The sequence below is a fragment of the Streptomyces sp. NPDC060027 genome (genome assembly GCF_042737005.1).
In the GTDB taxonomy this organism is placed as follows: Bacteria; Actinomycetota; Actinomycetes; order Streptomycetales; family Streptomycetaceae; genus Streptomyces.
The window spans coordinates 12,512-34,720 of sequence record NZ_JBHWVI010000032.1 but is presented as its reverse complement, the minus strand read 5'-3'; the positions used below and the strand labels follow the sequence as shown (position 1 = coordinate 34,720).

At 68.7% G+C, this 22,209-nt stretch carries 20 protein-coding genes and 1 pseudogene; 7 read left to right on the top strand and 14 right to left on the bottom strand.

Features of this window, described 5'->3' with window-relative positions; all coding sequences use genetic code 11:
• The first annotated feature begins 253 nt into the window (after positions 1-253).
• Positions 254-994, top strand: a complete 741-nt coding sequence (locus ACFWBT_RS11360) for a DUF6928 family protein (RefSeq protein WP_385698278.1) — start codon at positions 254-256, stop codon at positions 992-994.
• A 189-nt stretch (positions 995-1,183) separates the two neighbouring features.
• On the opposite strand, the gene ACFWBT_RS11355 is transcribed toward ACFWBT_RS11360, so the two are convergent.
• Positions 1,184-1,753, bottom strand: a complete 570-nt coding sequence (locus ACFWBT_RS11355; protein WP_385698277.1) for a DUF4232 domain-containing protein — start codon at positions 1,751-1,753, stop codon at positions 1,184-1,186.
• Between the two features lie 389 nt (positions 1,754-2,142).
• Positions 2,143-2,391, bottom strand: a complete 249-nt coding sequence (locus ACFWBT_RS11350; RefSeq protein WP_385698276.1) for a hypothetical protein — start codon at positions 2,389-2,391, stop codon at positions 2,143-2,145.
• 764 nt (positions 2,392-3,155) lie between these two features.
• Here ACFWBT_RS11350 and ACFWBT_RS11345 point away from each other — a divergent pair.
• Positions 3,156-3,878, top strand: coding sequence for a hypothetical protein (locus ACFWBT_RS11345; protein ID WP_385698275.1), 723 nt, complete (start codon positions 3,156-3,158; stop codon positions 3,876-3,878).
• A 711-nt stretch (positions 3,879-4,589) separates the two neighbouring features.
• On the opposite strand, the gene ACFWBT_RS11340 is transcribed toward ACFWBT_RS11345, so the two are convergent.
• Positions 4,590-4,838 (bottom strand): hypothetical protein, encoded by a 249-nt coding sequence (locus ACFWBT_RS11340; protein WP_385698273.1) that lies wholly within the window; start codon positions 4,836-4,838, stop codon positions 4,590-4,592.
• 41 nt (positions 4,839-4,879) lie between these two features.
• On the opposite strand from ACFWBT_RS11340, the pseudogene ACFWBT_RS11335 reads away from it, so the two are divergent.
• Positions 4,880-5,999 (top strand): annotated as a pseudogene (locus tag ACFWBT_RS11335) (tyrosine-type recombinase/integrase); the annotation flags it as partial.
• 299 nt (positions 6,000-6,298) lie between these two features.
• On the top strand, positions 6,299-7,234 hold the full coding sequence (locus tag ACFWBT_RS11330; protein ID WP_385698271.1) for a GNAT family N-acetyltransferase: 936 nt from the start codon (positions 6,299-6,301) through the stop codon (positions 7,232-7,234).
• Between the two features lie 107 nt (positions 7,235-7,341).
• Here ACFWBT_RS11330 and ACFWBT_RS11325 read toward each other — a convergent pair whose 3' ends face one another.
• Entirely contained in the window at positions 7,342-8,343 is a 1,002-nt protein-coding gene (locus ACFWBT_RS11325) for a helix-turn-helix domain-containing protein (RefSeq protein WP_385698270.1), read from the bottom strand.
• 137 nt (positions 8,344-8,480) lie between these two features.
• Positions 8,481-12,215, bottom strand: a complete 3,735-nt coding sequence (locus ACFWBT_RS11320) for a S8 family serine peptidase (protein ID WP_385698269.1) — start codon at positions 12,213-12,215, stop codon at positions 8,481-8,483.
• Positions 12,216-12,870: 655 nt separating this feature from the next.
• Here ACFWBT_RS11320 and ACFWBT_RS11315 point away from each other — a divergent pair.
• The gene (locus ACFWBT_RS11315) at positions 12,871-13,215 is read left to right on the top strand and encodes a DUF192 domain-containing protein (protein WP_385698267.1); all 345 of its coding nucleotides are present in this window, start codon (positions 12,871-12,873) and stop codon (positions 13,213-13,215) included.
• Positions 13,216-13,574: 359 nt separating this feature from the next.
• Positions 13,575-14,726: a winged helix DNA-binding domain-containing protein gene (locus tag ACFWBT_RS11310; RefSeq protein ID WP_385698266.1), complete on the top strand. Its 1,152-nt coding sequence runs from the start codon at positions 13,575-13,577 to the stop codon at positions 14,724-14,726.
• A 118-nt stretch (positions 14,727-14,844) separates the two neighbouring features.
• Here ACFWBT_RS11310 and ACFWBT_RS11305 read toward each other — a convergent pair whose 3' ends face one another.
• Positions 14,845-15,633, bottom strand: a complete 789-nt coding sequence (locus ACFWBT_RS11305; RefSeq protein WP_385698264.1) for a class I SAM-dependent methyltransferase — start codon at positions 15,631-15,633, stop codon at positions 14,845-14,847.
• 84 nt (positions 15,634-15,717) lie between these two features.
• On the opposite strand from ACFWBT_RS11305, the gene ACFWBT_RS11300 reads away from it, so the two are divergent.
• Complete coding sequence (locus tag ACFWBT_RS11300; RefSeq protein ID WP_385698263.1) at positions 15,718-16,230, top strand: DinB family protein; 513 nt, start codon at positions 15,718-15,720, stop codon at positions 16,228-16,230.
• Between the two features lie 107 nt (positions 16,231-16,337).
• On the opposite strand, the gene ACFWBT_RS11295 is transcribed toward ACFWBT_RS11300, so the two are convergent.
• The 8 genes from ACFWBT_RS11295 to ACFWBT_RS11260 form a co-directional block, all read right to left on the bottom strand.
• Entirely contained in the window at positions 16,338-16,976 is a 639-nt protein-coding gene (locus ACFWBT_RS11295; RefSeq protein ID WP_385698262.1) for a dihydrofolate reductase family protein, read from the bottom strand.
• An 85-nt stretch (positions 16,977-17,061) separates the two neighbouring features.
• Positions 17,062-17,700, bottom strand: a complete 639-nt coding sequence (locus tag ACFWBT_RS11290; RefSeq protein ID WP_385698259.1) for an OmpA family protein — start codon at positions 17,698-17,700, stop codon at positions 17,062-17,064.
• 3 nt (positions 17,701-17,703) lie between these two features.
• Complete coding sequence (locus ACFWBT_RS11285) at positions 17,704-18,297, bottom strand: hypothetical protein (RefSeq protein ID WP_385698257.1); 594 nt, start codon at positions 18,295-18,297, stop codon at positions 17,704-17,706.
• A gap of 15 nt (positions 18,298-18,312) precedes the next feature.
• Positions 18,313-18,918, bottom strand: a complete 606-nt coding sequence (locus tag ACFWBT_RS11280) for a pilus assembly protein TadG-related protein (RefSeq protein WP_385698310.1) — start codon at positions 18,916-18,918, stop codon at positions 18,313-18,315.
• The gene (locus tag ACFWBT_RS11275; RefSeq protein ID WP_385698255.1) at positions 18,915-19,115 is read right to left on the bottom strand and encodes a hypothetical protein; all 201 of its coding nucleotides are present in this window, start codon (positions 19,113-19,115) and stop codon (positions 18,915-18,917) included. The genes ACFWBT_RS11280 and ACFWBT_RS11275 overlap by 4 nt, the downstream gene beginning before the upstream one ends.
• A 102-nt stretch (positions 19,116-19,217) precedes the next feature.
• Complete coding sequence (locus tag ACFWBT_RS11270) at positions 19,218-19,949, bottom strand: response regulator (RefSeq protein ID WP_385698252.1); 732 nt, start codon at positions 19,947-19,949, stop codon at positions 19,218-19,220.
• Positions 19,942-21,318, bottom strand: coding sequence for a sensor histidine kinase (locus tag ACFWBT_RS11265; RefSeq protein WP_385698250.1), 1,377 nt, complete (start codon positions 21,316-21,318; stop codon positions 19,942-19,944). The genes ACFWBT_RS11270 and ACFWBT_RS11265 overlap by 8 nt, the downstream gene beginning before the upstream one ends.
• Positions 21,318-22,208: a DUF5936 domain-containing protein gene (locus ACFWBT_RS11260; RefSeq protein WP_266762253.1), complete on the bottom strand. Its 891-nt coding sequence runs from the start codon at positions 22,206-22,208 to the stop codon at positions 21,318-21,320. Before ACFWBT_RS11260 ends, ACFWBT_RS11265 begins: the two co-directional genes overlap by 1 nt.
• Position 22,209 lies beyond the last annotated feature (1 nt).

Sequence of the window (22,209 nt, the reverse complement as noted above, 5' to 3'; positions counted from 1 at the left end):
TGGGCAGATACACCCCATCTTGCCTGACGGCTACCCCTCGGGGGAAACGCGTTCGGTCGGGGGGCTGTGACCTGGGGTTCTGCTGTTGGTCCCCGTAGCTCGCTTGTCACTGTCGGTCGCCATCGGCCGGCCTCGGCCAGCCTCGGACGGCCCAGGGACGGCCCAGCCGGGCCCACGCGGTGAAGCACCGCCGATGTCAGTGGACGCGGCTACGGTGCACCCACCAGCGATGGCAACATCCTGGGGAGGGGCTTTGGGAGCCAAGACGGGCTTTCTGGTGTACGCCGACGGCGACGTTCCGGGACGGCTGCGCGAAGTAGGCACAGCGGACCTCGAACGGACGACCGCCATGATGCGGCGGCTCTACCCGGGCTGGGAGATCGAGGAGAGCAAGGGCTCGAATCTCTGGAGCGGTGTGTATCCCCCGGAGGGGACGGCGTACGCGGCGAGCTGGCCCGGCGTGGAGGTCGTCGGTGACCAGAGGGTGATGATCGATGCCCCCTCCGAGCTCCCGGAGCACCTGGTGGCGGCGAGCGCCGGCCGACGGCTCGTGCTGCACGCCATGCACAGCGTCGTGGACTGGCTCGCGTTCGCCGTGTGGGAGGACGGCCAACTCGTCCGCTCCCTGAGCCTGTCCCCCGACAGCGGCATCATCGAGAACATCGGCGAACCACTCCCCTTCGAACTGCCCTACTGGGCCGGAGACCGCCCTGCCGACGTCATCCCCTGGCCGGACGAGGACGAAGAGCCGTACCCGCTGCCGTTCCACCCCCTGGAGCTGGGCGAAGACGCACTGCGAGCACTCTGCGGCTTCGTCCGCGAGGGCTGCCCCGAACCGGACGACGTCGACGCGGACAGCATCCGCCTGCACGGCTTCCGGATGCGAGACCCGCACGGCCCTGACCCCGTGGAGCAAGAAGCGGCGCAGCAAAGCTTGGGGGCGAGGCGTGCCGCCGAAGGTGCGTCTGGGTTGTCCTGTGCCACTGGATCTTGACCGTTTGCCATCGGACTTTGACGGACGCAAGTTTGTGTCATCGGAGTTTGATCACCGCAGGTCAGCGACTCAGCGCACCGAAGGTACATTGAGTCGCTGACCTGCACTTATGTGCAGTTCCTCGTAAACGTGTAGGTCAGAGCCTTGCGATCGTCATGCAGGCTGGTCGATTTGTAGGGACGGGAGGGGTCAGGAAGGCTTGACCGCCGAGACCGGGGTGACGGTCACCTTGTTGTCGCACTCGGCCCACCACCCGTCGTTCAGGGCGACCTGGTGCTTCCCGGAGTGCGGCAGCCCGATGACCATCGTCGGATACGCCGCCGGGGTCTTGCCCGACACGCAGTAGCCGTCGCCCTCCCCCTGGACCTGGACGAAGGTCAGCTTCACCCACGCCTTGCCGTGCGGCCGGACCGTCACGGTGGCCGCCCTGCCGGTGGGGGTGACCTTGAGCAGGGTGTTGTGGGCGGGGGAGCCGTTGCCGGCGCCCGCGACTGTCGGATGGCCCTTCAGGACGCACGTCTTCCGGGAGACGTTGGTGAACTGCACGACCGCCGCCCCGGTCCCGGTCCCGACGGGCGGGTGGGCGGCCTGCCAGGCGCTGACCTGGAGAGCGGAGGCCGGGCAAGCGGGCGGCGGGGTAGAGGTGGTGGTGCTCGCCGCCATGGCGGTGCCGGGCAGGATGCCGGTCACCGCCGCCGCGACGGCCGTGACCGCCGTCGTCGCCAGAGCCGCCCTGCGAATGCCGTTGCTGTGACGCATGTTGTCGTCCCCCTGAGTCGTCTCGTCCGCGGGTTTCGGTCGTCGGTTGTTGCCCCGCGGTACGCGTGGTCGTGGTGCGTGAGTGCAGATAGGGCGGGAGAGCGGCGGGGTTCCGTGCGGCGACTACTTGTGACGGAACGGTGATGACAGGCTGCACCCGTGCAGATGGCCGTTGCTGACACACCGAAGGCAACACGCCTTGGAAAAAAAGGGCGATGCGGCCACTCGATGTGCACCCGTCACGCTCTCAGCTTGGGGAGCTGAGGGCATTCGGGGCTTGCTACTGGGCTGACCTGCGGTGAAGTAGCGTCGGGGTCTGGTGGGCGGTCGGCCGCTTCTCCGGTGTTCCCCGTGGTTCCCCGCACGATCTGGCACGCGTCTGGCACGCGTCATTCGTCGTCGCACCTCTCCAAGACCAGCCCTACGGAGCCTCGTTCGAGCCCGTTGTTCTCCTCCAGGTGGAGGTGAGCGCCGTCTGGCGTCCCGTCCTGAGCGAGAGCGAGGAGGTGGCCGGCCAGGGTCTTCAACCCGGCAGCGTTTGCCTCAACGACGATCTCGCCACCCAGGTTGCGGACCTCGATGCGTGCGCCTTCCTCCCACGTGAAAACTCTGGTGATTCCATCGGTCGCCGCACTCACGCGAGTGTTCATCGACGGAGCAGCGCTAGCTTCAGGGGCCATACCCCAAGCATCGCGTACCCCGGGCCAGCCGCGACGCCGAGACATGAGTGATGACCTCTTCGTCCCGAACACGATCAGCCCCTCCGCGTGCTTGGTATCAGCGTTGCCGACCTGCCCGTTCGGCGCCAACACTGTCCGTTGTCGTCCATGAGCGTCTGGCCGAGGCTGTCGCGTTTGGCCCCCCTATTTGGCCCCCACTGAGGTGGCTGACTGCTGTCCCTGTGCTGGTCAGCCGAGTGCTCGAACTCTCTCAAGCTGGCGAGCGACAGCAGACAGGAGGGCGAACGCGCCTCGCCTTCGTTGGCATCGCCGCAGCCCTTATCATTTATCGCCGACTCGCCAACTGAAACGACGTCTTAGTCGCCAACGAGTTGGACAAGGAACTGCGCGCCAGGTGCCCCGCGAGGCTGCCCCACGCAACTTCCACGAACGGTTCATGACCATCAAAACGAGCAGCCATCGGACTCAAGCTTCCATTTTGACCCTCGAAACAGGGCACCCGACCGGCACCCGCGTGTCGCGCCTTTCAGGTTCACCGTCCCCTGCCCAAGATCCGAACGTGCATCACAGCTGCTTGGAGAGGCGCGACCGGACTTCGTGACTCCACCTCAGAAGTCTCTCAAATTTTGCAACATCGCTCGCGTTGAGGAGATCGCGATGATTGACTTCTCCGAAGCAAGCGGTCTCACAGGATACCGCTGACGGCTAGGGGGCCTGGGTTTATGCGTACCAGAATCGTTGCAAGCGCTGTCGGGATACTCCTTATCAGTGGCGCCGCACCTGCACTTGCATCAGAGGCCGACGCCGGCGTCGATGACCCTCTAACTTCCTCCACCGCTCCGGTCGAACCGGGAAGTGTGACCGGAGATCCTGATGCCAGTGGAGAATTTCTGGAAGGCGCTGACGCCACCACAGCGGAAGGCGAAACCGCAGAGATTCCAGGCGAGACGGACACTGCTGGGGAAGTCGATGATCCCGTCTACACAGGGAAGCCCGGAGACCAGGACCATCCTGATTCCGAGTATTGCGGACCCTCAACGAACTTCGTACACATCACGAATAACATAAAGAACACCCTGAGCGTCGCGGATAGCACCTTCGTCACCAACAATAAGTCTTACCCCGTGGATTTTAAGTTCACGTCGAAGAAGTCCGACACCTTCACAGTCGGCGGCTCTATCTCTATTGGCGTCGAGTGGAAGGCGCTGTGGTTCTCCAAGATTCACGCAACCATCACGGGCAGCGTGCAGAAGTCCTGGACCACTGACATTGGGGTCGAAGTCAGCGGGAAGGTGCGGGCTCACTCAACCGTTTACGGAAAGTACGGCGCCAAGATGGAGCGGGTCTACGGCTACACTGCCACCAGGTACAGCAACTGCCAGGTTGGGAATAAGACCTACATGAACGTCTGGGCCCCCCGAGGCGAAGGGTGGGTCATTAGTTAAAAGTTCGACTAGCTCCCGGCGGACAAACCCGCCGGGAGTCTTCCTCTTAAGGGTAGGAATTAATCATGCGTGCACGCGTGGCCATAGCGTCCCTGCTGCTACTGTCTGCTTGTTCGGTAGATAACAACAGGTCGGAAAGTGCCAAGGCAACGCCGTCTCCGCGCCCTAGTCACTCTGCTACATCCTCACCGCTGGATCTGAAACTTCCCAGTAAGGCCGAATATCTCGTTCCGGTCACATCGGGAACGAACGATATGAAACTGAAGACTTTTACCCCGACCGGTGATTTCTATATAGTGCACATGAAGTGCACTGGCGGTGGCAGTGCTTTGATTAAGTATCTCGGCACCGCAAATCCAACCAAGATCACCTGTAACAATCCTGTAGCTATCGGCCGCGTCTACTCGGACCCTGAAGCTCAACACCTTTCGATCCATGTAAATGGAGCGAACGTTCGGTGGTCGATTGCCATCCTCGCCGCATAACCTACTGCGGGTCTTCGAAGTTGAGCGGGGTGCAACCGGAAGTTGCCTGTCACATCGTCCCGGGTCTACTGCCCCGACTCCGACTCGACGTGCCCCGCTTCATCCGACGGACCATCGAGCAGCAGCCTGCTCTCATCGACTGATGGATCGCCGATTAGGTGGGACGCCAGGCTGAGCGGGAGCCTGACCTTTAAAGCCCCGGGCTGATGCTTGTCCGTGCTGCACTTCACCGGGGCAGGAATCCAGGTTTCTCCCGTGCTAAGGAGTGCAGCCGGTTGAGGTAGTTCTGCGACACGGGCTCTGCGGCGTAGCGACGCCGCATCTCGGCGGCGATTTCGCGGCTGGTCATGATGAGCGACGGCACCGACTGACGGTCTCCTTCGAGAGCCCGTTCACCCATGATGAGTGCCTGTTCCAAGTCGCCCTCACGTGCTGCCGTGACTCCGAGCGTGACCCGCGCTTCTGCGTTGCGCATCGGTGAGTGCTCGGTGCTGTCGAAGTCTGTTCCCGCCCTCGAGCTTCCCGGACAAGCAGAAGCGCTTGGCGGACGCGTGGCTGACCAACATCGAAGCCGACATGGCGCGCGGCCAGTACATCGACCCTCGTGCCGCACGGACGACGTTTCGTGAGTACACGGATCGCTGGATCGCAGCGCTGACGACCGACCTCACGAGCCGGGCCGCGGTCGAGGGGCGTCTCCGCCTTCACGCCTTGCCCTACCTCGGTACGCGCCCGATCGGCTCGTTCCAGCCGGAGCACATCCGGGAGTGGAGCCGTCGGCTGGAGGAGTCTGTCGCGTCGGCCTCGTACCGGCGCCTGATCTTCGACGCGGTTTCCTCCGTACTCACCGCGGCCGTGGATGATCGCCTGCTGGCCTCGAATCCTTGCCGGGCTCGATCGGTCAAGGCACCGCGTCCAGCGCCGTCACGGGTGCGTCCATGGTCGGCCTCGCAGGTCTTCGCCGTACGGGCGGGACTGCCCGATCGCTACCAGGCCATGACGGACGTCGGCGCGGGGTGCGGACTCCGCCAAGGCGAGATCTTCGGTCTCGCGGTCGACAACCTTGGAGATCTCGGCTGGCTCTATGTACGGCAGCAGGTAAAAAAAGGTCCGCGGCTCCCTCGTCTTCGCTCCCCCGAAGCGGGGCAAGCTCCGGGACGTTCCGCTGGATCCCCAAGCGTCCGCGGCGCTGACCGAGCACATGAAGCGCTTCCCGCCGGTTGAGGTGACCTTGCCGTGGGTGACGCCGACCGGGCCCAAGGTGACGCACCGGCTCCTCTTCACGAGCAGTGTCGGCACGGCCCTCTGGAGCAACGGCTTCAACGACGATCGGTGGAAGCCCGCGCTTGCCGCGGCCAGCATCATCGCGACCCCCGAAAAGGGCCAGCGGTACGCGGCGGCCCGCGAGCACGGGATGCACGCCCTGAGGCACTTCTACGCCTCGGTCCTCCTGGACGCCGGGGAGAACATCAAGGCGCTGAGCCTCTACCTCGGCCACAGTGACCCGGGCTTCACGCTCCGCGTGTACACCCACCTGATGCCGAGCAGCGAGACCAGGACCCGGAAAGCCATCAGCGCGATGTACCGGGCCGCCGGTCACGCCCACGACGGCCCAGAGACGGCCCAAGCCGCCTGACACGGTCCCTCATCGACGGGAAACCCGCTGGTGAGGGGCTGTTTCATGCCCTCGTTCGGCAAGTAACACCCCATCTTGCCTGACGGCTACCCCTCGGGGGAAACCAGTCTCATCGGGGCGCTGTGACCTGGCGCTTCGCCGACCGCGCCGGTAGCCGGCCTGTCACTGGTCGTCGCCGCCGGTCGCTGCCGGGCGGTGAAGGCGATCGGGTTCGGCCGGGGCACGGGCGCCTTGTGGTCCGTTGCTGCAGCCAAAAAAGGGACGTGGTCCCGGTGGCCCCACGGTGTGATCATGGTCGGATGCTGTTTCGCGCTGCCACGGCAGACCCCTCAGACCTCGATCGCGCCGCCGGATACCAGGCCGACGGTCCCGTCCCAGCCCTGACCGGGGAAAGGATCCGAGAAGAGCTCGCGAGCAATCGGTTCCGCCCCGAGTGGATCTGGTTCGCCGAGGACGAGGAGGGGGAGATCCTGGCTCGCGCTCTGTGGTGGGGTCGTACCGACAGCGCGCGGCCGATCGTGCTTGATTGCCTCCAGGTACGTTCCGACGTCGCCGACCCGGTCGCCGTCGCTTCCGGACTGCTTGCCGCCGGCCATGCCTCCTTCGGGGCCCTTCCCGCTTACAACGTGTCGCTCCCTCGCGACTGGCGGAGCAGCCCGGTGCTGGTCGATGCGGTGGCCTGGCGCAGGGAGGCGGCGTGCGGTTCCGGACTGACCAGCGAGATCGAGCGTCTGCGGTACGAGTGGACACCGGCCGCCAAGGTCCCTGTGCCCGCGGGAAGGCTGGTCTTCCGGGAGGGTACGGACGAAGAGTTCCTCGACGCGTTCATCCGGCTGTCGACCGGAAGTCTGGATCTGCACACGCGGAACGAGCTCCGCTCGATGGACGCCGAGCAATTGGCCCGCGAGGACATCGAGTTCTACCTCGACTGTCCCGGTGAGCGCTCGTGGTGGCGCCTTGCCGAACTCCCGGACGGCACTCCGGCGGGCCTGGCCATCCCCTCCGCGACCCCCTACCACCGCAACGTCGGCTACCTGGGTGTCGTCCCGGAGCAGCGCGGTCAGGGCCTGATCGACGAAATCCTCGCCGAGATCACCAGGTTCCACGCGAGCGAGGGCGCCGACCGCATCACCGCTACGACGGACACCGTCAACGTGCCGATGGCCGCCGCCTTCGACCGCGCGGGCTATGAGGTGACGGAGATCCGCCTCGTCCTGGAAACCCCACCGCGGTGAGCCGACGAGCCAGTCCCTGACGGCCGACGGGAACGACGGCGGCAGTGCGACCGCGCGGTCCTCGGAGCGGCTTCGGGCGGGAGCTGCCGCGGGCGCGAAGATTCCTGCTAGCTCGGCACCGGTGGCTCCGCCCAGCCGTGCCGGACCGCGTGACCGCCGAGCTGCATCCGGGTGCGGACCCCGGCCATGTCCATCAGGTGGCGCAGGCGTCGGTGCAGCGTGCGCGGTGACAGGCCCAGCTGTGTGGCGGTCGTCTGGTCGGTCAGGCCGGCCAGCAGGAGCGCGAGGATCCTTCGGTCGAGGTCGGTAGGGCCTTCCGCGCCGAGCTCCACGGTGGTTTCGGCTTCTGTGCCGGTGCCCGACAGCTGGAGCGGGTGGGCGGTGCGCCATACCGTCTCGAACAGCGCGTCCAACGCGTCCAACAGGCCGCTGCGGTGCAGCAGCACGGCGCCGGGCTCTCCCGCTGGGGTGACCGTGAGCGGGACCAGGCCGAGGTCGGCGTCGGCCAGCACGAGTTTCATCGGCAGTTGGTCGGTGACACGCAGTTGCACGCCGTTGCGCAGTGAGGCGATCGCATCGGTGATGATGCCCGGCTCTGCCAGCACGGCCCGGTCCAGTACTGCCCGGAAGTGCACGCCGCGGCCGATGGCCGTGGGTTCGGCCGTGTTCTCGTCGGGCGGGACGGCGAGGAAGGGTGCGGTGATGAAGCTGCGGACCTGCGTGCGGGCCGCCTGCTGCACCTGGAGGAAGCGATGGCGGATGGCGTCGCGGCCCGTGACGACTTCGATCAGATCGTTGATGCTGTTCCCGGTCATCGCCGCCCGGTGTTCCTCGGCGAGGGTCACCAGTGCCTGCTCGGCCTTCCGCAGCCCTTCTCGGCGCTGGGCGATGAGAGCGCCGAACGCCATGGCCGGCGGCGCGGCGGTGAACCGCTCGTCCGCCGACCCGATCACCAGTCCCCACTCGACCAGGCGGGACAAGGCCTTGTCGACGTGGGCCCGCGGTACGTCGAGCAGATCCGACAGCAGCATCGCGGTGGAGTTCGGCTGTCCGACCAGCGTCCGGTAGACGCGCTCGTCATCGGGTTCGAGGCCCAGAGCGTCCAGCATCGGCGACCGACCTTCTTCCACTTGCCGCGGCGGGGAGAGTATGTGCCATGGCGGCAGACCCTGAATAGTGCCTGCTGGGAGCAGGTGTGACGGGAAGGGCCCCGGGGAGGTGACTCCCCGGGGCCCGGCAATGCGGTTCATCGCAGGCCGTACGCCCGGACGATCTCGTTCTTGACGCTGTACCCGCGGTCCGTCCCGGCGCTCGCGCGGACCGAGAGGAAGCCGCCGGGCTTCTTCGCCGTCCTGAACGAGCCCTTCCAGTAGCCGTCGGTGCTCTTGGCCAGGGTCACCTTCTGCCAGGTGGCACCGTCGTCGTACGAGACGTCCAGCTTCACCGTGGTGACCTTGCCCGGCACGGTGCCGAGGTCCATCGACACCGGCTTGAGCGCGATCCGCTGGGTCGCGTGGGCCTTGATGTCGCCGTGCAGGTCCGACTCCAGCTTGTAGTTCAGGTTCAGCACCGAGAACGGCTCGAAGAAGTCCGAGTCGACGGTGTCGGACACGAACGTCCACTCGGTGTGGGTGCGCGTCGACAGCCGGAAGGCGTCACCGGGCCGCTCCGCGTCGAGGACGGCGCGGTAGGGAAGGTTGCCCGCCGGCACCTCCACCCACTGCATGTCCGTGCTGTTCGGGTTGTCGTGGATCAGCGTGTCGCCCTGGAAGACCCGCAGGTGGGTCGGTGTCTCGCCCCAGTCCAGGAAGCCGCCCAGCCGCATGTTCTCGCTGGCGGAGGCCCACGCCTGCACGTTCCAGGTCATGTAGTTCTGCCAGCGGGAGTTGTACACGCCGAAGGACTCGCTCTGGCCGGGCCGGGTCGCCGGAGCGAACCAGTCCAGACGGGAGGTGCTGCCCTTGGCGTACGTGTTGTCGCCCGACACCATCACCCACGGCAGGTCTCCGTCGACGCCCTGAGCGTGGAACTCTCTCCAGTTCTGGCCCGGGGTCACCCATTCGGTGCGGGTGCCCGGGTGCCACTCGGCTTCAGGGAGGTTGAACGACGGGCTGAGGGTGAAGTCGGACCGGTAGCCCTCCGCCGACGTGCCCCCCGTGGCCGAGTAGTAGCGGGCGTCGATCCGGGCGAGGTCCCTCTGGGTCGGCTGGTAGACCAGGGCCCGGTCCGGCACCTGGCCGGGGTAGTCCCGGGTCAGGTCGTAGACGAACGGCGTGTACTCGGTCTGCTTCGCCGTCAGCTTCATCTTGCCGGCCTTGGCCATCGCGATAAGGGCCTTGCCCGCGTCACGGTGCACGGTGGCGACCGGGACGGTCGATTCGCCGACGTACTCCATGAGGGCACCCACACCGTCGTTGACCACGATCAGCGCCTTCGCGCCGGCCGAGGCCGCGGCCTCGGCGCGCTCCTGCGGCGAGACCTCGTCGCTGCGCTCGACGACGACGAGCCTGCCCTTCGCCCTGACCTTCTCGTAGGCGGCCGCCGCGCCGTTGCTCGCGTAGACGGCGTCCAGGGTGTCCGTGCGGGTGCCCAGGGCGCTGCCCGCCTGCACCAGCGTCTCGAAGCGGAGCCGTCCGCCCGCCGTGCTCAGACTGAGCGGCGGCTCGCCCTTGCGCCAGCGGGTGGTCAGCATGAACTCGCCCTGCTTCATCGGCTTCGTCGGCGCGACGTAGACGTCGTCGTACGTCGGCGGCAGCACGTACGCGCTGCGGTAGTCCATGTACGGGTCGAGGCCCTTGTAGTGGACGTTGAAGTCGACCTTGCGCTGGCGGTCCTCGGTGCGCTGCGGCGCCTCGGTCCGCAGCAGGCGTGCCTTGCTCGCGTCCAGCACCACGTCCATGGAGCCGTCCTTGAGCACGGTCTCCGGGTCGACCAGCACGGCCAGACCCGAGCGGTCCGCCTTCTCACCGGCCACGTCGAGGTACCCCGCGACGGTGTACGTGCCGGGTGCCATGCGCATGGTGGTCGAGCCGTCGACGTAGACGTTCCACGGCCAGAAGTCGCCGGCCAGGTTCACCGTGACCCAGCCAGCGGCGGGCTTGCCGTCCCGGCCGACCAGCTTGATGTTCAGGTCGTAGCGCTCCTCCTCCTTGAGCAGCGCCACGGACGTGCGGGTCACCGGCTTCCCCGTGGCCTCGTCGGTGGCTATGACGTAGGCGACGTGCCGGCCCGCCGAGGCGGCTTGCGGGTCACCGGTCACCGGGACGGTGGCGGTGCCGCCCGCCGGGACGGTCACCGTGGTGTCTCCCAGCGAGAAGGGGCCACCGTCGTCGGTCAGCGCCAGCTTCAGTGTGACGTCGCCGGAACCGGCGTTGGTGAAGGTCAGGTCCTTCGTGACGGCGACGTCGCTCGGCTCGTGCGGCCATGTGTAGTTGCCGAAGAAGAGCGATCCGGTGCCGCGGACCGTGGTGCGCACGGCCGCGGCCACGTCGACCCGGCCGGTGCCGACCTCGTACGGCGAGTACCCGCCGTCCAGGCCCTTCGCGGTGCTCATCAGGTGTTCCTTGAGCTGCGCGCCGGTCCAGTCCGGGTGCCGCTGGACCAGGATCGCCGCCGCACCGACCACGTGCGGGGTGGCCATGGAGGTGCCGCTGAGGGTGCGGTACAGGCCTTCCCCACCGTCGGTCATGTCCTGCGAGCGGGCCGCGGTGATGTCCACGCCGGGCGCCGCGATGTCCGGCTTCATGCCGCCGGAGTAGGCGAGCGGGCCGGTGCTGGAGAAGGACGCGAGCTGGTCCTGCTTGTCCGTGGCGGCCACGGTCAGCGCCGAGGCGGCCGCGCCGGGGGCGGAGATGCTCTCCGGGCCCGCGTTGCCCGCGGCGATGACGAACAGCGTGCCGTACTGCTCGGACAGCGCGTCGACCGTCTGCGACATCGGGTCGCTGCCGTCGGTCGGGTAGGAGTCGCCGAGGCTCATGTTGACGACGTCCGCACCGGACTCGGCGGCCCACTGCATGCCGGCCATGACCCAGGAGTCCTGGCCGGAGCCCTCCGCGCCGCCGAGCACCTTGCCGACGAACAGGTCGGCGCCGGGGGCGACACCCTTGTTGTCGCCGCCGGAGGCGGCCCCGGAACCGACGATGGTGCTGGCCACATGCGTGCCGTGCCCGTTGACGTCGGTGACGCCCTCGCCCGGCACGAAGCTGGTCGTGCCGTCGATCACGCCGGCGAAGTCGGGGTGGTTGACGTCGATGCCGGTGTCGAGCACCGCGACCTTGACGCCCTTGCCGGTGTAGCCGTCCTTCCATGCCTCGGGCGCGCCGATCAGCGGCACGCTCTCCTTCAGGCTGGCCTTCACGCGTCCGTCGAGCCACAGCTTCGACACACCCGCGCCCAACTTCGCGCTGCCCTGCGGCGCGACGGTGGTCCAGAAGGTGCGGGCCTGCCGCTTCTGCGTGCTCAACGCGGCACCGTGGATGCCCTTGAGCTTGCGGGTCAGCTTGCTGCCGCGGGGGGCCGTCGGCTCGACGGCGGAGCGGGACTTCGGCTGGGCGTACGCCGCGATCAGCGGCACCGCGGCCGACTTCGCGTCGTCGTAGCCCATCTCGATCAGGTCGGTGACGTTGAACAGCCGCCGGTCCAGCTTCTCGGTGCCCAGCAGCGGAGCCGCCTCGTCCGGGATGACGAACAGGTCGCCCTTGATCTCCTGGATCTTCACGCCCCCGACGGCGCTGCCCGGACGGCGGACGTCGGCGGTCTGCTTGCCGTCGGCCATCGTGGTGACGGTGACGACGTCGCCGGTGACCAGGGTGACCTTGTGGGTCGCCGAGGGCTTGGCGGGAACCGAGGGCTTGCTCGGAGCGGCTTGTGCGGGCGCTTGCAGAAGTGCGAGCCCCGACGCCAGCAGCGGCAACGCGGTGGCGGCGGAGACAAGCCGCCGGCGCCTGCGCCGGAAGGCGGAGGACTGAGAGGGGGAGGACATGCCAAGGGTCTATCGGCCGGTTCACGCCGACGTGAAGGCCGGATGACGGCAAGTCCCCGCCATGGCAAGGACTTGCCGCCCGCAAAACCGCGCACGTCCTGGCGAGGTTGCACTTTTCAGACACGGCATTGAGTCAGCGGTTCGCGACGCGAACCGTCAGCGCGATGGACCGGGCCGCCGGTGTCATCGGGACGCGCGCCCCTGCACGTTCTCCGCCCGCACGGGCAGCGACCCCGTCACCGGCCGCCGCCGACCTCCACCCAGCCCGCCCCGGCCGGGGGGGGGGGGCGGGGGGGCGCCCCCCCCGCGCGGCGCCGCGCCCACCACAACCCCGCGGGGGGGGGGGGGGGGCCTCCCCCCCCCCCCCCGAGGGGGGGTTTCCACCATAACCCTTCGTAAGTGATGCTGCGTGCATCCGCGTGCCACAACTACTCTCCGGAGTCACCCGACAGCGCCGCGATGAGCACGGAACCATCGATTCCGGGTGTGATCATGGCCGAATCGCAGCTGATTCAAAGGGAATCGCGGAGTATCGGTGGAGATCCAATGGGTCTGCGCCCGCTTGTGGGACGTGGCGCCGACTTGTCCCTGGGTACTCCGCGAGAGTGACGCGCGTGGCGCGCTCCCGCTTGACGCCGCCGCTAACTTCGCACCCATGGCCACGTTCACGACGGACACGACGGAGGGGGCGGGCGAGCCGGTACCCCTGGAGCTCGCCGCGACGGCGCGCTCCCGGCGGCGCGGACTGCTCGGACGGGACGGGATCGAGGGCGCGCTGCTGCTGACACCGGCGAACTCGGTACACACGCTGGGGATGCGTTTCGCGATCGACGTCGCCTATCTGGACCGGACGTCGCGGGTCCTGGCGGTGCGCACGATGCGTCCGGGCCGACTGGGGCTGCCGCGACCGCGGGCCCGGCAGATCCTGGAGGCGGAGGCCGGCGCGATGGAGCGGTGGGGCGTGCGGCGCGGGGTGCGGATCGCGGTCCGGGACGGCTGACAGCACGTCACCACATGAAGGCAGCACCGCGCAGCCCCCTCCTCTGCGCGGTGCCACACGCGCAGCTTTGCTGACGCGAATTACCTTGGTCTGAACTTACGTGAGCCGAACGGACGAGGCGACCCACTCTCGATAACGATGTGGAAAACCCGTGGAGATGCGCGGCGGACCCCTCGGCGCGCACCCGGCCCCGGTCCGCCATCCGGACGGACATCTCACGCCGAGCACCCCTCATTGGGGTGTTTTCGGTCAATCGTCTCGCGGGGGCGCCGATCGCCCCGTCCGCCCGCCCGGAGCCCCTCCCGGAACCTCCGCGCAGCGGACAGGAACTGACCTCTTTCCCCCCTAGCGTCGGGCGTATGACCTTGAGGATCACATGGGACGAGGCCGGTGCCCGGCGCCTGGAACGACAGTTCCTGTCCGTTCCCGCGCGGGCCGGGACACCGGTCGCAGAGGTGGTCGGCGCGATGCTCGGCGCCCACGCTCAGGTGCTGTCGGCGGCCGAGGTGTCGGTGGGCGTACGGGCCGAGGGCGTGACCCGGGCGGACGTCCGAGCGGCGCTGTGGGAGGAGCGCTCGCTGGTGAAGACGTACGGCCCGCGCGGCACCCTGCATCTGCTGCCCACCGCCGCACTCTCCTTCTGGACCGCCGCTCTGACGGCGATTCCGACCGGCCCGAGCCCGTTCACGCGGGATGCCCGGATGACCGCGGCACAGGCCGACGAGGTCGTCGCCGCGATCGGCGACGCCCTGGCCGGCACCTCGCTGACCATCGACGAACTGAGCGAGGAGGTCGTGGCGCGCACCGGGCCCTGGGCCGGGGACCTGGTGATGCCCGCGTTCCAGGGGATGTGGCCGCGCTGGCGGCAGGTGATGCACCGGGCGGGCCAGCGGGGCGCCCTGTGCCTCGGCCCGAACCGGGGCCGCAAGGTGACGTACACCCGGCCCCCGCACTTCCGGCCGATGGCCGCCGACGAGGCTCTCTCCCTGCTCGTACGCCGGCATCTGCGCGCCTACGGTCCGGCGACGGCGGCGCACTTCGCCCAGTGGGCGGCGGCACCCCGGGGCTGGGCCCGCGACCTGTTCGCGACGCTGGCCGACGCCGGGGAGATCGAGGAGGTCGACTTCGCGGGCGGACCGGCGTGGGTGGCGGCGGGCGACACGGACTTCCCGGGTGAACCGGCACGCGGGCTCCGGCTGTTGCCGTACTTCGACGCGTACGGCATCGGCTGCCGCCCGCGTGAACTGCTGTTCCCCGGGGCCGCCTACGAGCGGGCGCTGGCCGGCGGACAGGCGGGGAACCACCCGGTGCTGCTCATCGACGGCGTGGTGTCGGGAGTCTGGCACCAGCGGCGCAGCGGACGCCGTACGACGGTCACCGTGGAGCCGTTGGTACGGCTGACGGCGGCACGGGAGAGGGAGTTGGCGCGGCAGGTGGACCGGGTGGGCGAAATCCTGGTGGCGACACCGGAGTTGGTGGTGGGGAAGGTGACGTCGGGACCGCATGCGTGACGGCGGACGTGCGGGAGGGGTGACGGCGGACGTGCAGGGGTGACGGCCGGGTTCGGGTCTCCGGTCCTCCGTGGCTGCCGGGCCTGCGGGCTCCGGACCTCCGCGACCTGCGGGGTGGCTAGTCCTTCGCGTCTCCGGTGCCCCGGGGCTTGCGCGCCTCGATCAGGAAGCGGGTGCTGTGGGCGACGAACGGGCCCTCCGTCTCGATCTGTTCGTGCAGGGCCCGGAGCCTTCGCCGGTACGCGTCGACGGTGAAGCCCGGGACCATCCAGATCACCTTGCGCAGGAAGTGGACGACGGCGCCGATGTCGTGGAACTCCATGCGCAGCCGCTCAGAGCGCAGATCGACGATGTCGAGCCCGGCGGCCTCGGCGGCGGCGCGGGCGCGGCCCGGGTCGCGGCCGTTCCTGACCTCCTCCGGCTGCGGGCCGAGGAAGTACTCGACGAGTTCGAAGGCGCTCGCGGGGCCGACCTGCTGGGAGAAATAGGTGCCGCCGGGGCACAGCACGCGGGCGACCTCGTCCCAGTACGTCGCCACCGGGTGCCGGCTGGTGACCAGGTCGAAGGCGCCGGCCGCGAACGGCAGCGGCGCGTCCTCCGGGGTGGCGACCACCACGGCGCCCCGGGGGTGGAGCAGGGCGGTGGCCTTCGCGACGTTCGGCGGCCAGCCCTCGGTGGCGACGGTGAGCGCGGGCAGCTTCGGGGCGGAGTTCAGGACCTCCCCGCCGCCCGTCTGCATGTCGAGCGCGCCGCGGGCGCGGCCCAGCCGCTCCCCCATCGCCCGCGCGTACCCCCACGAGGGCCGCTCCTCGGTGGCCCGGCCCTCGAACCAGGAGAAGTCCCAGCCGTCGACGGATGCCGTCTCCGCCTCGGTGACGAGGTCCTCGAAGGTGCGCGCGGTGCTCATGGGGCGATTCTCGCAACGGACGCCGTAGGGGGCTACGCAATTTCCCGGGCGGGTGATGTCAGTGGCCACTGCTACTTTCCGGGCATGACGACACATCCGGGAGCCACGCCGACGCCGTACACCGACGGAGAGAAGGAAACCCTGCACGCCAGTCTCGACCGGCATCGGGACGCCGTGCTGTGGAAGCTCCAGGGCCTGGACGACGAGCAGGTCAGACGGGTGATGACCCCGTCCGGCACCAACCTGCTCGGGCTGGTGAAGCACCTCGCGTCCGTCGAGTACGGCTGGTTCTGCTCGACCTTCGGCCGCGAGGTCGAGCCACTGTGGTTCGACCCCTTCTCCGCCGAGGACATGAGCGCGGGGCAGGGCGAGACGACGGAGCGGATCGTCGAGTTCTACGGCCGCGCCCGCACCGCCGCCGACCGGACCGTCACCGAGCTGTCGCTCGACGACGTGGGCACGACGTGGGACGACAGGACGGTCTCGCTGCGCTGGGTGCTGGTCCACATGATCGAGGAGACGGCACGGCACGCGGGCCACATGGACATCGTGCGGGAACTGATCGACGGGGGAACGGGAGATCACCGGCGGGGCTGACCGGTCTTCTGTCCGGCCGGGCCGATCAACCGGCCTGACCTGCCGGACTGCCCGACTGGTCCGACGGCCGGGCTGACCGGCCGCCAGGTCGGTCACCTCCAACCGCTTTACGCGTCATCGGTGCCCGCGGTCTCTGCGGTGCCGGTGGTCTCGGTCGTGCCGGTGGCTTCGGCGGTGTCGGTGGTTCTGTCGCGGTCGTAGCGCAGGAGTACCACGCCGTTCCCGAAGCGCCGCGTCTCGATGAGGCGGAGATCGGTCAGGGCATCGGACTCGGCGAAGAGCGGCTTGCCGCGCCCGATGAGCACGGGGTGCACGTACAGCCTGAACTGGTCCACGAGGTCGTGCCGGAGGAACTCCGCCGCGAGATCGGCGCCACTGAGTGCGATGTCACCGCCCTGCTGTGCTTTCAGCGCCCGGATCTCCTCGGGCACGACGTCCCGTACGACGGTGGTGTGCCACTCGGCGTGCTTGAGCGTCCGCGAGAACACCACCTTGGGCATGTTCCGCCAGATCCTGGCGAACTCGACCTCCTCCGGGCTGCTCTGCGGGTTCTTGTCGGCCGTCGGCCAGTACGCGGCCATCAGCTCGTGCGTCACCCGTCCGGAGAACAGGGCGCCGTAGCCCCTGACCAGGTCATTGAAGTGCTGGTGCAGCTCCGCGTCGACCCGGTGCCAGTCGATCTCCCTGTTCGGGCCCTCGATGAATCCGTCGAGGGACACCGACGACATCAACACGATCTTCCTCATGACGGACTCCACCGACCTCGTGCGCGACCAATTCGTCGGGGGAATGCTGCCAGGCGGTCCGGCGCCGGAGAAGGTGACGCGCGCGTCAGGCCTTGTCCCCCGCGGCCGAGCCCCTCGGGAAGGTCACCTCCACGCGGCGGTTCTTGCGGCGGCCCTGTTCGGAGGTGTTGTCGGCGATCGGGTAGTCCTCGCTGTAGCCCCGCACCTCGAAGGTGATGTCCGTGGAGCCGAGCGCGGCGGCCAGCCGGTCGTGCACCTGTTCCGCGCGCTTCTTGGAGAGCGTCAAGCCGTGCGCGTACGAGCCGAGGTTGTCGGTGAAGCCGAAGACGCGGACGGTCGTCGCGTTCTGGGCCTTGATCTCGTCCGCGATCGCCTGGATACGGGACTGGGCGTCCGGGTTCAGTTTCGAGCTGTCCTTCGGGAAGAGCACCTCCGCCTGGAGCGCGAACGTCACATCCGAGTTGGTGTCCTCCCGGCGCTCCTCGCCCCCCAGGTCCTCCACGACCGACTTGATGTCCAGCACTTTGGCGGGCGCCAGCGTCGCACCGTCGGCGAGCTTGAGCCCGGGGCTGTTGGCGTCGACGTCGGGAGGCGGGGAGGTGGTGACGCTGCCGGGCGGGGCACTGGGGTCGTCGTCCGCGTACGCGGGACCCGGAAGTCCGAGGGTGATCAGCACGGCGAGGGCCGTGAACGTCGTCGCGACGCCGCGGGTCGGGAGGGCCATGGCTCAGCCCTCGGAGATCTCGATGGAGGCGGGGGGCATCGAGCCGACCTGGAAGTCGACGGCGGTGGTGTCGGCGGGGGGTGCGGGGAACTGGGCGAACCAGTCAGCCGTTTGACCGGCTTCCACCCCACCGCCGTTGAACTTGGTGCACAGGCAGCGCCCCTGGGTGTCCCGCAGGACCAGGTACTTCTTCTTGCCCTTGCTGTCGACCAGGGAAGCTCCTGCCATGGATGCGCCGTTCCTGCTCAACTCGCGCTCGTCGCCGCGCCAGTTCGAGGCCACCCAGAACTGGCCGCCGCTGTTGGTCACCTTGCCGCTCACGGTCACGAATCCGCCCCCGTCCCGCACGGCCGAGGCAATCGTGAGCGTCACGGCGTCGCCCTTGACCTCGGCCAGCACCTGGTCCTGGCTCGCTGTCGGCGACTCCTGCTCCGCGCCGTCGCCACCCCTCTTGCCCGACTGGGAAGAGGACGAGGCCGTCTTCGGCTTGTCGTCGCCGTCTCCCCCACCGCACCCGGACACCGTGAGGAGCAACCCAGTCGTGATCGCCACCGCGGCCATTGCCCTGCGGCCCTTCATGGTGTGCCGGAGATCCATCGGTACGGCTTCCTCTCACTCGGCCAGATGCACAGAGAACAGCACGGACGGGTCGGGGAATTCGTCCAAATTGAAATCTTCGGGATCGATGTCCACAAGGGCCCCGCCGCAGTCCAACTGCACGAGCTTCGTGGGATCCGCGTCATCGGCGAAGGTGCAGCGCGGCTCGATGACCGCCGTCGCCTGGGCTTTGGCATGACGGTTCTCCGTGCCCGGGATGATCGAGTCTCCGACCGTGTAACGGGTCTCGATCGCCACGTGATAGCCGGGAAATCCGTTCACAGTGGTGCGCTGGGCACGGCCTATCACCGTCGAGTCGTTGGCGTCGGCCAGCCGGTCGGCTGCGGCGGATGCTCCCGTGCCTTCGAACTTTTCGCCGTTGAGCCATTCCAGCCATGGGTCGTCCGTGCCGATTGCTCCCGTGAGCCCATCCACCAGCTCACCCCGGGCGTCCTGTGCCGCCGCCAACGCCGCAGCGTCCGCCGCGGATTGAGCTCCATTCCGGGCGGACGCTGCTTGGGCGAAGGCGAAGAAGGCGAACGCGGCGAAGAGCAGAATCCCCGTCAGCCAGATGTAGATGGGGAGAGTCTGCCCACGATCGCCGTGAAACGGTCGGCTCAGCCGCCGGTTACCTGGGTGACGGCAGTCCTGATCGCACCCGAGATCAGCCCGTCCAGGCCGATCTGGTCGATCAACGTGAAGATCCCCGCAATGATGATCATCAGGCCCGCGTACTCCACGAACCCCGCTCCCGCGTCCCGGTTCGTGCCCCGCATGCGGGAGACCACGGTTCGTGTCCACACGGTGAACTTGCTCATCAGCACTGCCCTCCCACCCGACGCCACTAACGACCCGAGCACCGTACGTGAGAAGTCGCCTACTCCGGGTGGGCCCAGGGGCCCAACTTCCAGGTCGTGGAGTCATCGGCTCCACCCCCCGTGGGCCGTGCCCAGCCAGTGGGCGATCGCTTCGCTGCGCGTTGAACTGTGCAGCTTCGCGAAGATGCGGTTGATGTGGTTCTTGACGGTCTTCTCGGTGATGAAGCAGGTGGCGGCGATCTGGCGGTTGTTCATGCCGGCGGCGATGAGGTCCATCACCTCCACCTCCCTTGAACTCAGGCCGAAATCAGGCTGATTGAGAGCGCGACGGTGAAGTCCCGCCGCGGGTACGGGCCGAGCCTCCGACGACTGTGGCACAGTTGGTTGCAGATGCGAAGAAGAAGCGGGCGGTTGGTACGAAACTCCGAGTGAATCCGGGACAGTCGGGCGTCCGTGGCGGACGTCCCGCACCGCGGCGATCAGTTCGGCCGCCGTGAACTCGCCATGGATGAGATAGCCGGAGGCGCCTTTGCGCAGGGCTTCCGCCACGACCTCGGGTTCGCGGCTGTATGTCAGCATCATCACCGGGGCGATCCTGGACAGTTCGGGCAGCGCGGTGAGGCCGTCCGTGCCGGGCATGCGAACGTCGAGGAGGACCACGTCCGGGGTGAGGCGGGCGGCGCAGGCCAGCGCCTCTCCGCCGTCCCGCGCCGCCGCGACGACCGTGATGTCGGGGTGCGCGTCCAGCAGCGCGCTCAGGCCGGCCCGTACGACCGGGTTGTCGTCGGCCACGAGGACACGCAGGGGCGGGCCGGAAAGTGCCTGGTCAGGCATGTGCGGCCTCCTCTTGGGGAGTGGGGGAAGAGGGAAGTGCGGCCGACGGGAGCGGGAGAGTCAGACGGACCTCGGTGCCCCCTTGCGGGGATCGGTCCAGTGCGATCAGGCCGCCGACGCATGCGGCCCGTTCCGTCATGCCGAGCAGGCCGAAATGGCCGGATCTCGTCCAGGCGGCCAGCGCGGCTGGAGTCGCCGTCGTCGGCAGTCCGACTCCGTCGTCCCCCACCCTGAGCGCGAACTCGTGCGTCGACAGGTCGAGTTCGACCGTCACCGCGCTCGCGCCCGCGTGGCGGTCGGCGTTCTCCAGTGCCTCGGAGACGATCGCCAGGACGTGGTGGGCCGTGGTGCAGGGAAGGACGGGGTCCGCCCCCCGGTGTCGTACGGCTGCGGGGAGGCGGGTGCGGGTCTCGAAGTCGGTTGTCATGCGGCGGAGTTCGGCGAGAAGGTCGGTGTCGGGGGCGGTCAGGTCCGTATGGCGCCGCAGGTCCGTCAGGAGGGTGCGGGACTCCGCGGCGGCGAGGCGTGCCGCGTCGGCCACGACCGTCGCCTGGCGTTTGAGCGCCTCTGGGTCCGCGCCGTCCGCCGTGACGGCCAGGGCCTCCGCGGCCAGCGCGAGGCCGTGCAGCGTCTTGGCCACCGAGTCGTGCATCTCGCGTGCCAGGCGGGCCCGTTCGGACTCGACGGCCTCCGCGACGGCCAGTCTGCTGGTCGCCTCGGACAATGCCTGACTGGCCGTGCCGAAGCGGAACATCAGATTGCGCAGGGTGACGCCGATGATGCCGGCGCCGATGCAGAAGCCCGCGACGAGGAGGGTGTTGGCGCCCGCGCCCGGCCGGTGTTCCCAGGCCCTGAAGACCGTGAGCAGGACGATGAGCTGGAGTCCGGTGAAGACTCCCGCGCCGCGCCAGCCGTACAGCAGGCCCGACAGGAGCGGGGTGCAGACGGTGGCGTAGGCGAGGGGGGAGGCCGGGGACGCGGTGAGGAGCAGGACCGCGCCGAAGGTGAGGTCGAGGGCCATCAGGGTCGGGTGGGCGAGGAGGCGGGGGCCGAACCGGTCCCAGTCCCTGAGCATGGCGTAGGAGCCCATGACGCCGAGGACGGCCGCGGCGAGGACGGCGTAGCGGGCCAGGCCGTCCGTCGCGTTCGTCATCGCGAAGGGGGCGCCGATCGCGATGGCCGCGAGGCGGACGGCGAAGGCCTGACGGCACAGGGCTTGGAGGGCGTTGAGCTGGAGGCGGATGCCGCCGGGGGCGGGGGCGTCGTCCGCGAGGTAGCCGGTGGGCCGTTCGCGGCGCCGCCCGAGCAGCGAGGACCACCGTCGGACCGTGTCGCCGGCGCGCCCGGAGCGGCGCAGGATGGCGTCCATCAGCGCCCCAGGATCGAGCCGAAGTTCGTCCCCGAGCCCAAGAACATGCCCGTCGCGATCAGGATCATCGTCGCCGGCAGCATGAAGACGAGGGTGACCATCGTGGCCTTGGGGATGGTCTTGGCCGCACGACGCCGGGCGTTCTGGGCGTCGGTGCGGCGCATGTCCGTGGCCAGCTGGATGAGGGTCTCGGCGATCGGGGAGCCGAGTTCCTCGCCCTGCTGGAGGGCCGAGACGAACTGCGCCACCTGCTCGGAGGAGTTGCGCCTGCGGAGTTCGTCGAAGGCCTGGCGGCGGCTGACGCCCATGTCCATCTGGCGCAGGGTGATGCGCAGTTCGTCCGCCCAGGGACCCTCGTACTTCTCCGCGACGCGGTCCAGGGCCTGGCGGAAGCCGAGGCCCGCCGAGACGACGACCGCCAGGACGTCGAGGAAGTCGGGCAGTGTGCGGTCGATGACCTCCTTGCGCTCGCGGACCGCCTGCCAGATCAGGGCGTCCGCGGCGACCAGGCCGAAGGCGAGGGTGAGTACGGCGAACAGGAGCTGGCCGTTGGAGAGGAAGACCAGGCCGAGGACGACGCCGAAGATGCCGTACACCGCGCGGCGGGCCGCGTAGCGGTTCAGGGTCAGGCCGCCGGGGTTGCCCGCCATGTCGATGCGGCGGCGTTTGGCGTCCACACGCCGGGGGCCCATCAGGCGCAGGACGGTCGGCGCGAAGCGCATGCCGAGGCGGTCTACGGCCGAGTCCGCCGTGGAGACCCGGGTGCCGCCGACCTCCAGGGCGAGCTGGAGGTCGCTGGGGAGTTTGACGTCGGCGCGGATCATCCGGACGCCCAGGAGGACGCCCGCGACGGCCGCGCCCATCAGGACGGCGAGCAGCAGCGGCAGCAAC

Bases quoted from the DNA above. Each gene is read 5' to 3' on its own strand.
- ACFWBT_RS11290 (WP_385698259.1), bottom strand. From the start codon at position 17,700: ATGGCCCTCCCGACCCGCGGCGTCGCGACGACGTTCACGGCCCTCGCC.
- ACFWBT_RS11300 (WP_385698263.1), top strand. From the start codon at position 15,718: ATGACGACACATCCGGGAGCCACGCCGACGCCGTACACCGACGGAGAG.
- ACFWBT_RS11340 (WP_385698273.1), bottom strand. From the start codon at position 4,838: ATGCGCAACGCAGAAGCGCGGGTCACGCTCGGAGTCACGGCAGCACGT.
- ACFWBT_RS11275 (WP_385698255.1), bottom strand. From the start codon at position 19,115: ATGAGCAAGTTCACCGTGTGGACACGAACCGTGGTCTCCCGCATGCGG.
- ACFWBT_RS11330 (WP_385698271.1), top strand. From the start codon at position 6,299: ATGCTGTTTCGCGCTGCCACGGCAGACCCCTCAGACCTCGATCGCGCC.
- ACFWBT_RS11310 (WP_385698266.1), top strand. From the start codon at position 13,575: ATGACCTTGAGGATCACATGGGACGAGGCCGGTGCCCGGCGCCTGGAA.
- ACFWBT_RS11315 (WP_385698267.1), top strand. From the start codon at position 12,871: ATGGCCACGTTCACGACGGACACGACGGAGGGGGCGGGCGAGCCGGTA.
- ACFWBT_RS11285 (WP_385698257.1), bottom strand. From the start codon at position 18,297: ATGGATCTCCGGCACACCATGAAGGGCCGCAGGGCAATGGCCGCGGTG.
- ACFWBT_RS11355 (WP_385698277.1), bottom strand. From the start codon at position 1,753: ATGCGTCACAGCAACGGCATTCGCAGGGCGGCTCTGGCGACGACGGCG.
- ACFWBT_RS11270 (WP_385698252.1), bottom strand. From the start codon at position 19,949: ATGCCTGACCAGGCACTTTCCGGCCCGCCCCTGCGTGTCCTCGTGGCC.
- ACFWBT_RS11345 (WP_385698275.1), top strand. From the start codon at position 3,156: ATGCGTACCAGAATCGTTGCAAGCGCTGTCGGGATACTCCTTATCAGT.
- ACFWBT_RS11305 (WP_385698264.1), bottom strand. From the start codon at position 15,633: ATGAGCACCGCGCGCACCTTCGAGGACCTCGTCACCGAGGCGGAGACG.
- ACFWBT_RS11325 (WP_385698270.1), bottom strand. From the start codon at position 8,343: ATGCTGGACGCTCTGGGCCTCGAACCCGATGACGAGCGCGTCTACCGG.
- ACFWBT_RS11265 (WP_385698250.1), bottom strand. From the start codon at position 21,318: ATGGACGCCATCCTGCGCCGCTCCGGGCGCGCCGGCGACACGGTCCGA.
- ACFWBT_RS11320 (WP_385698269.1), bottom strand. From the start codon at position 12,215: ATGTCCTCCCCCTCTCAGTCCTCCGCCTTCCGGCGCAGGCGCCGGCGG.
- ACFWBT_RS11295 (WP_385698262.1), bottom strand. From the start codon at position 16,976: ATGAGGAAGATCGTGTTGATGTCGTCGGTGTCCCTCGACGGATTCATC.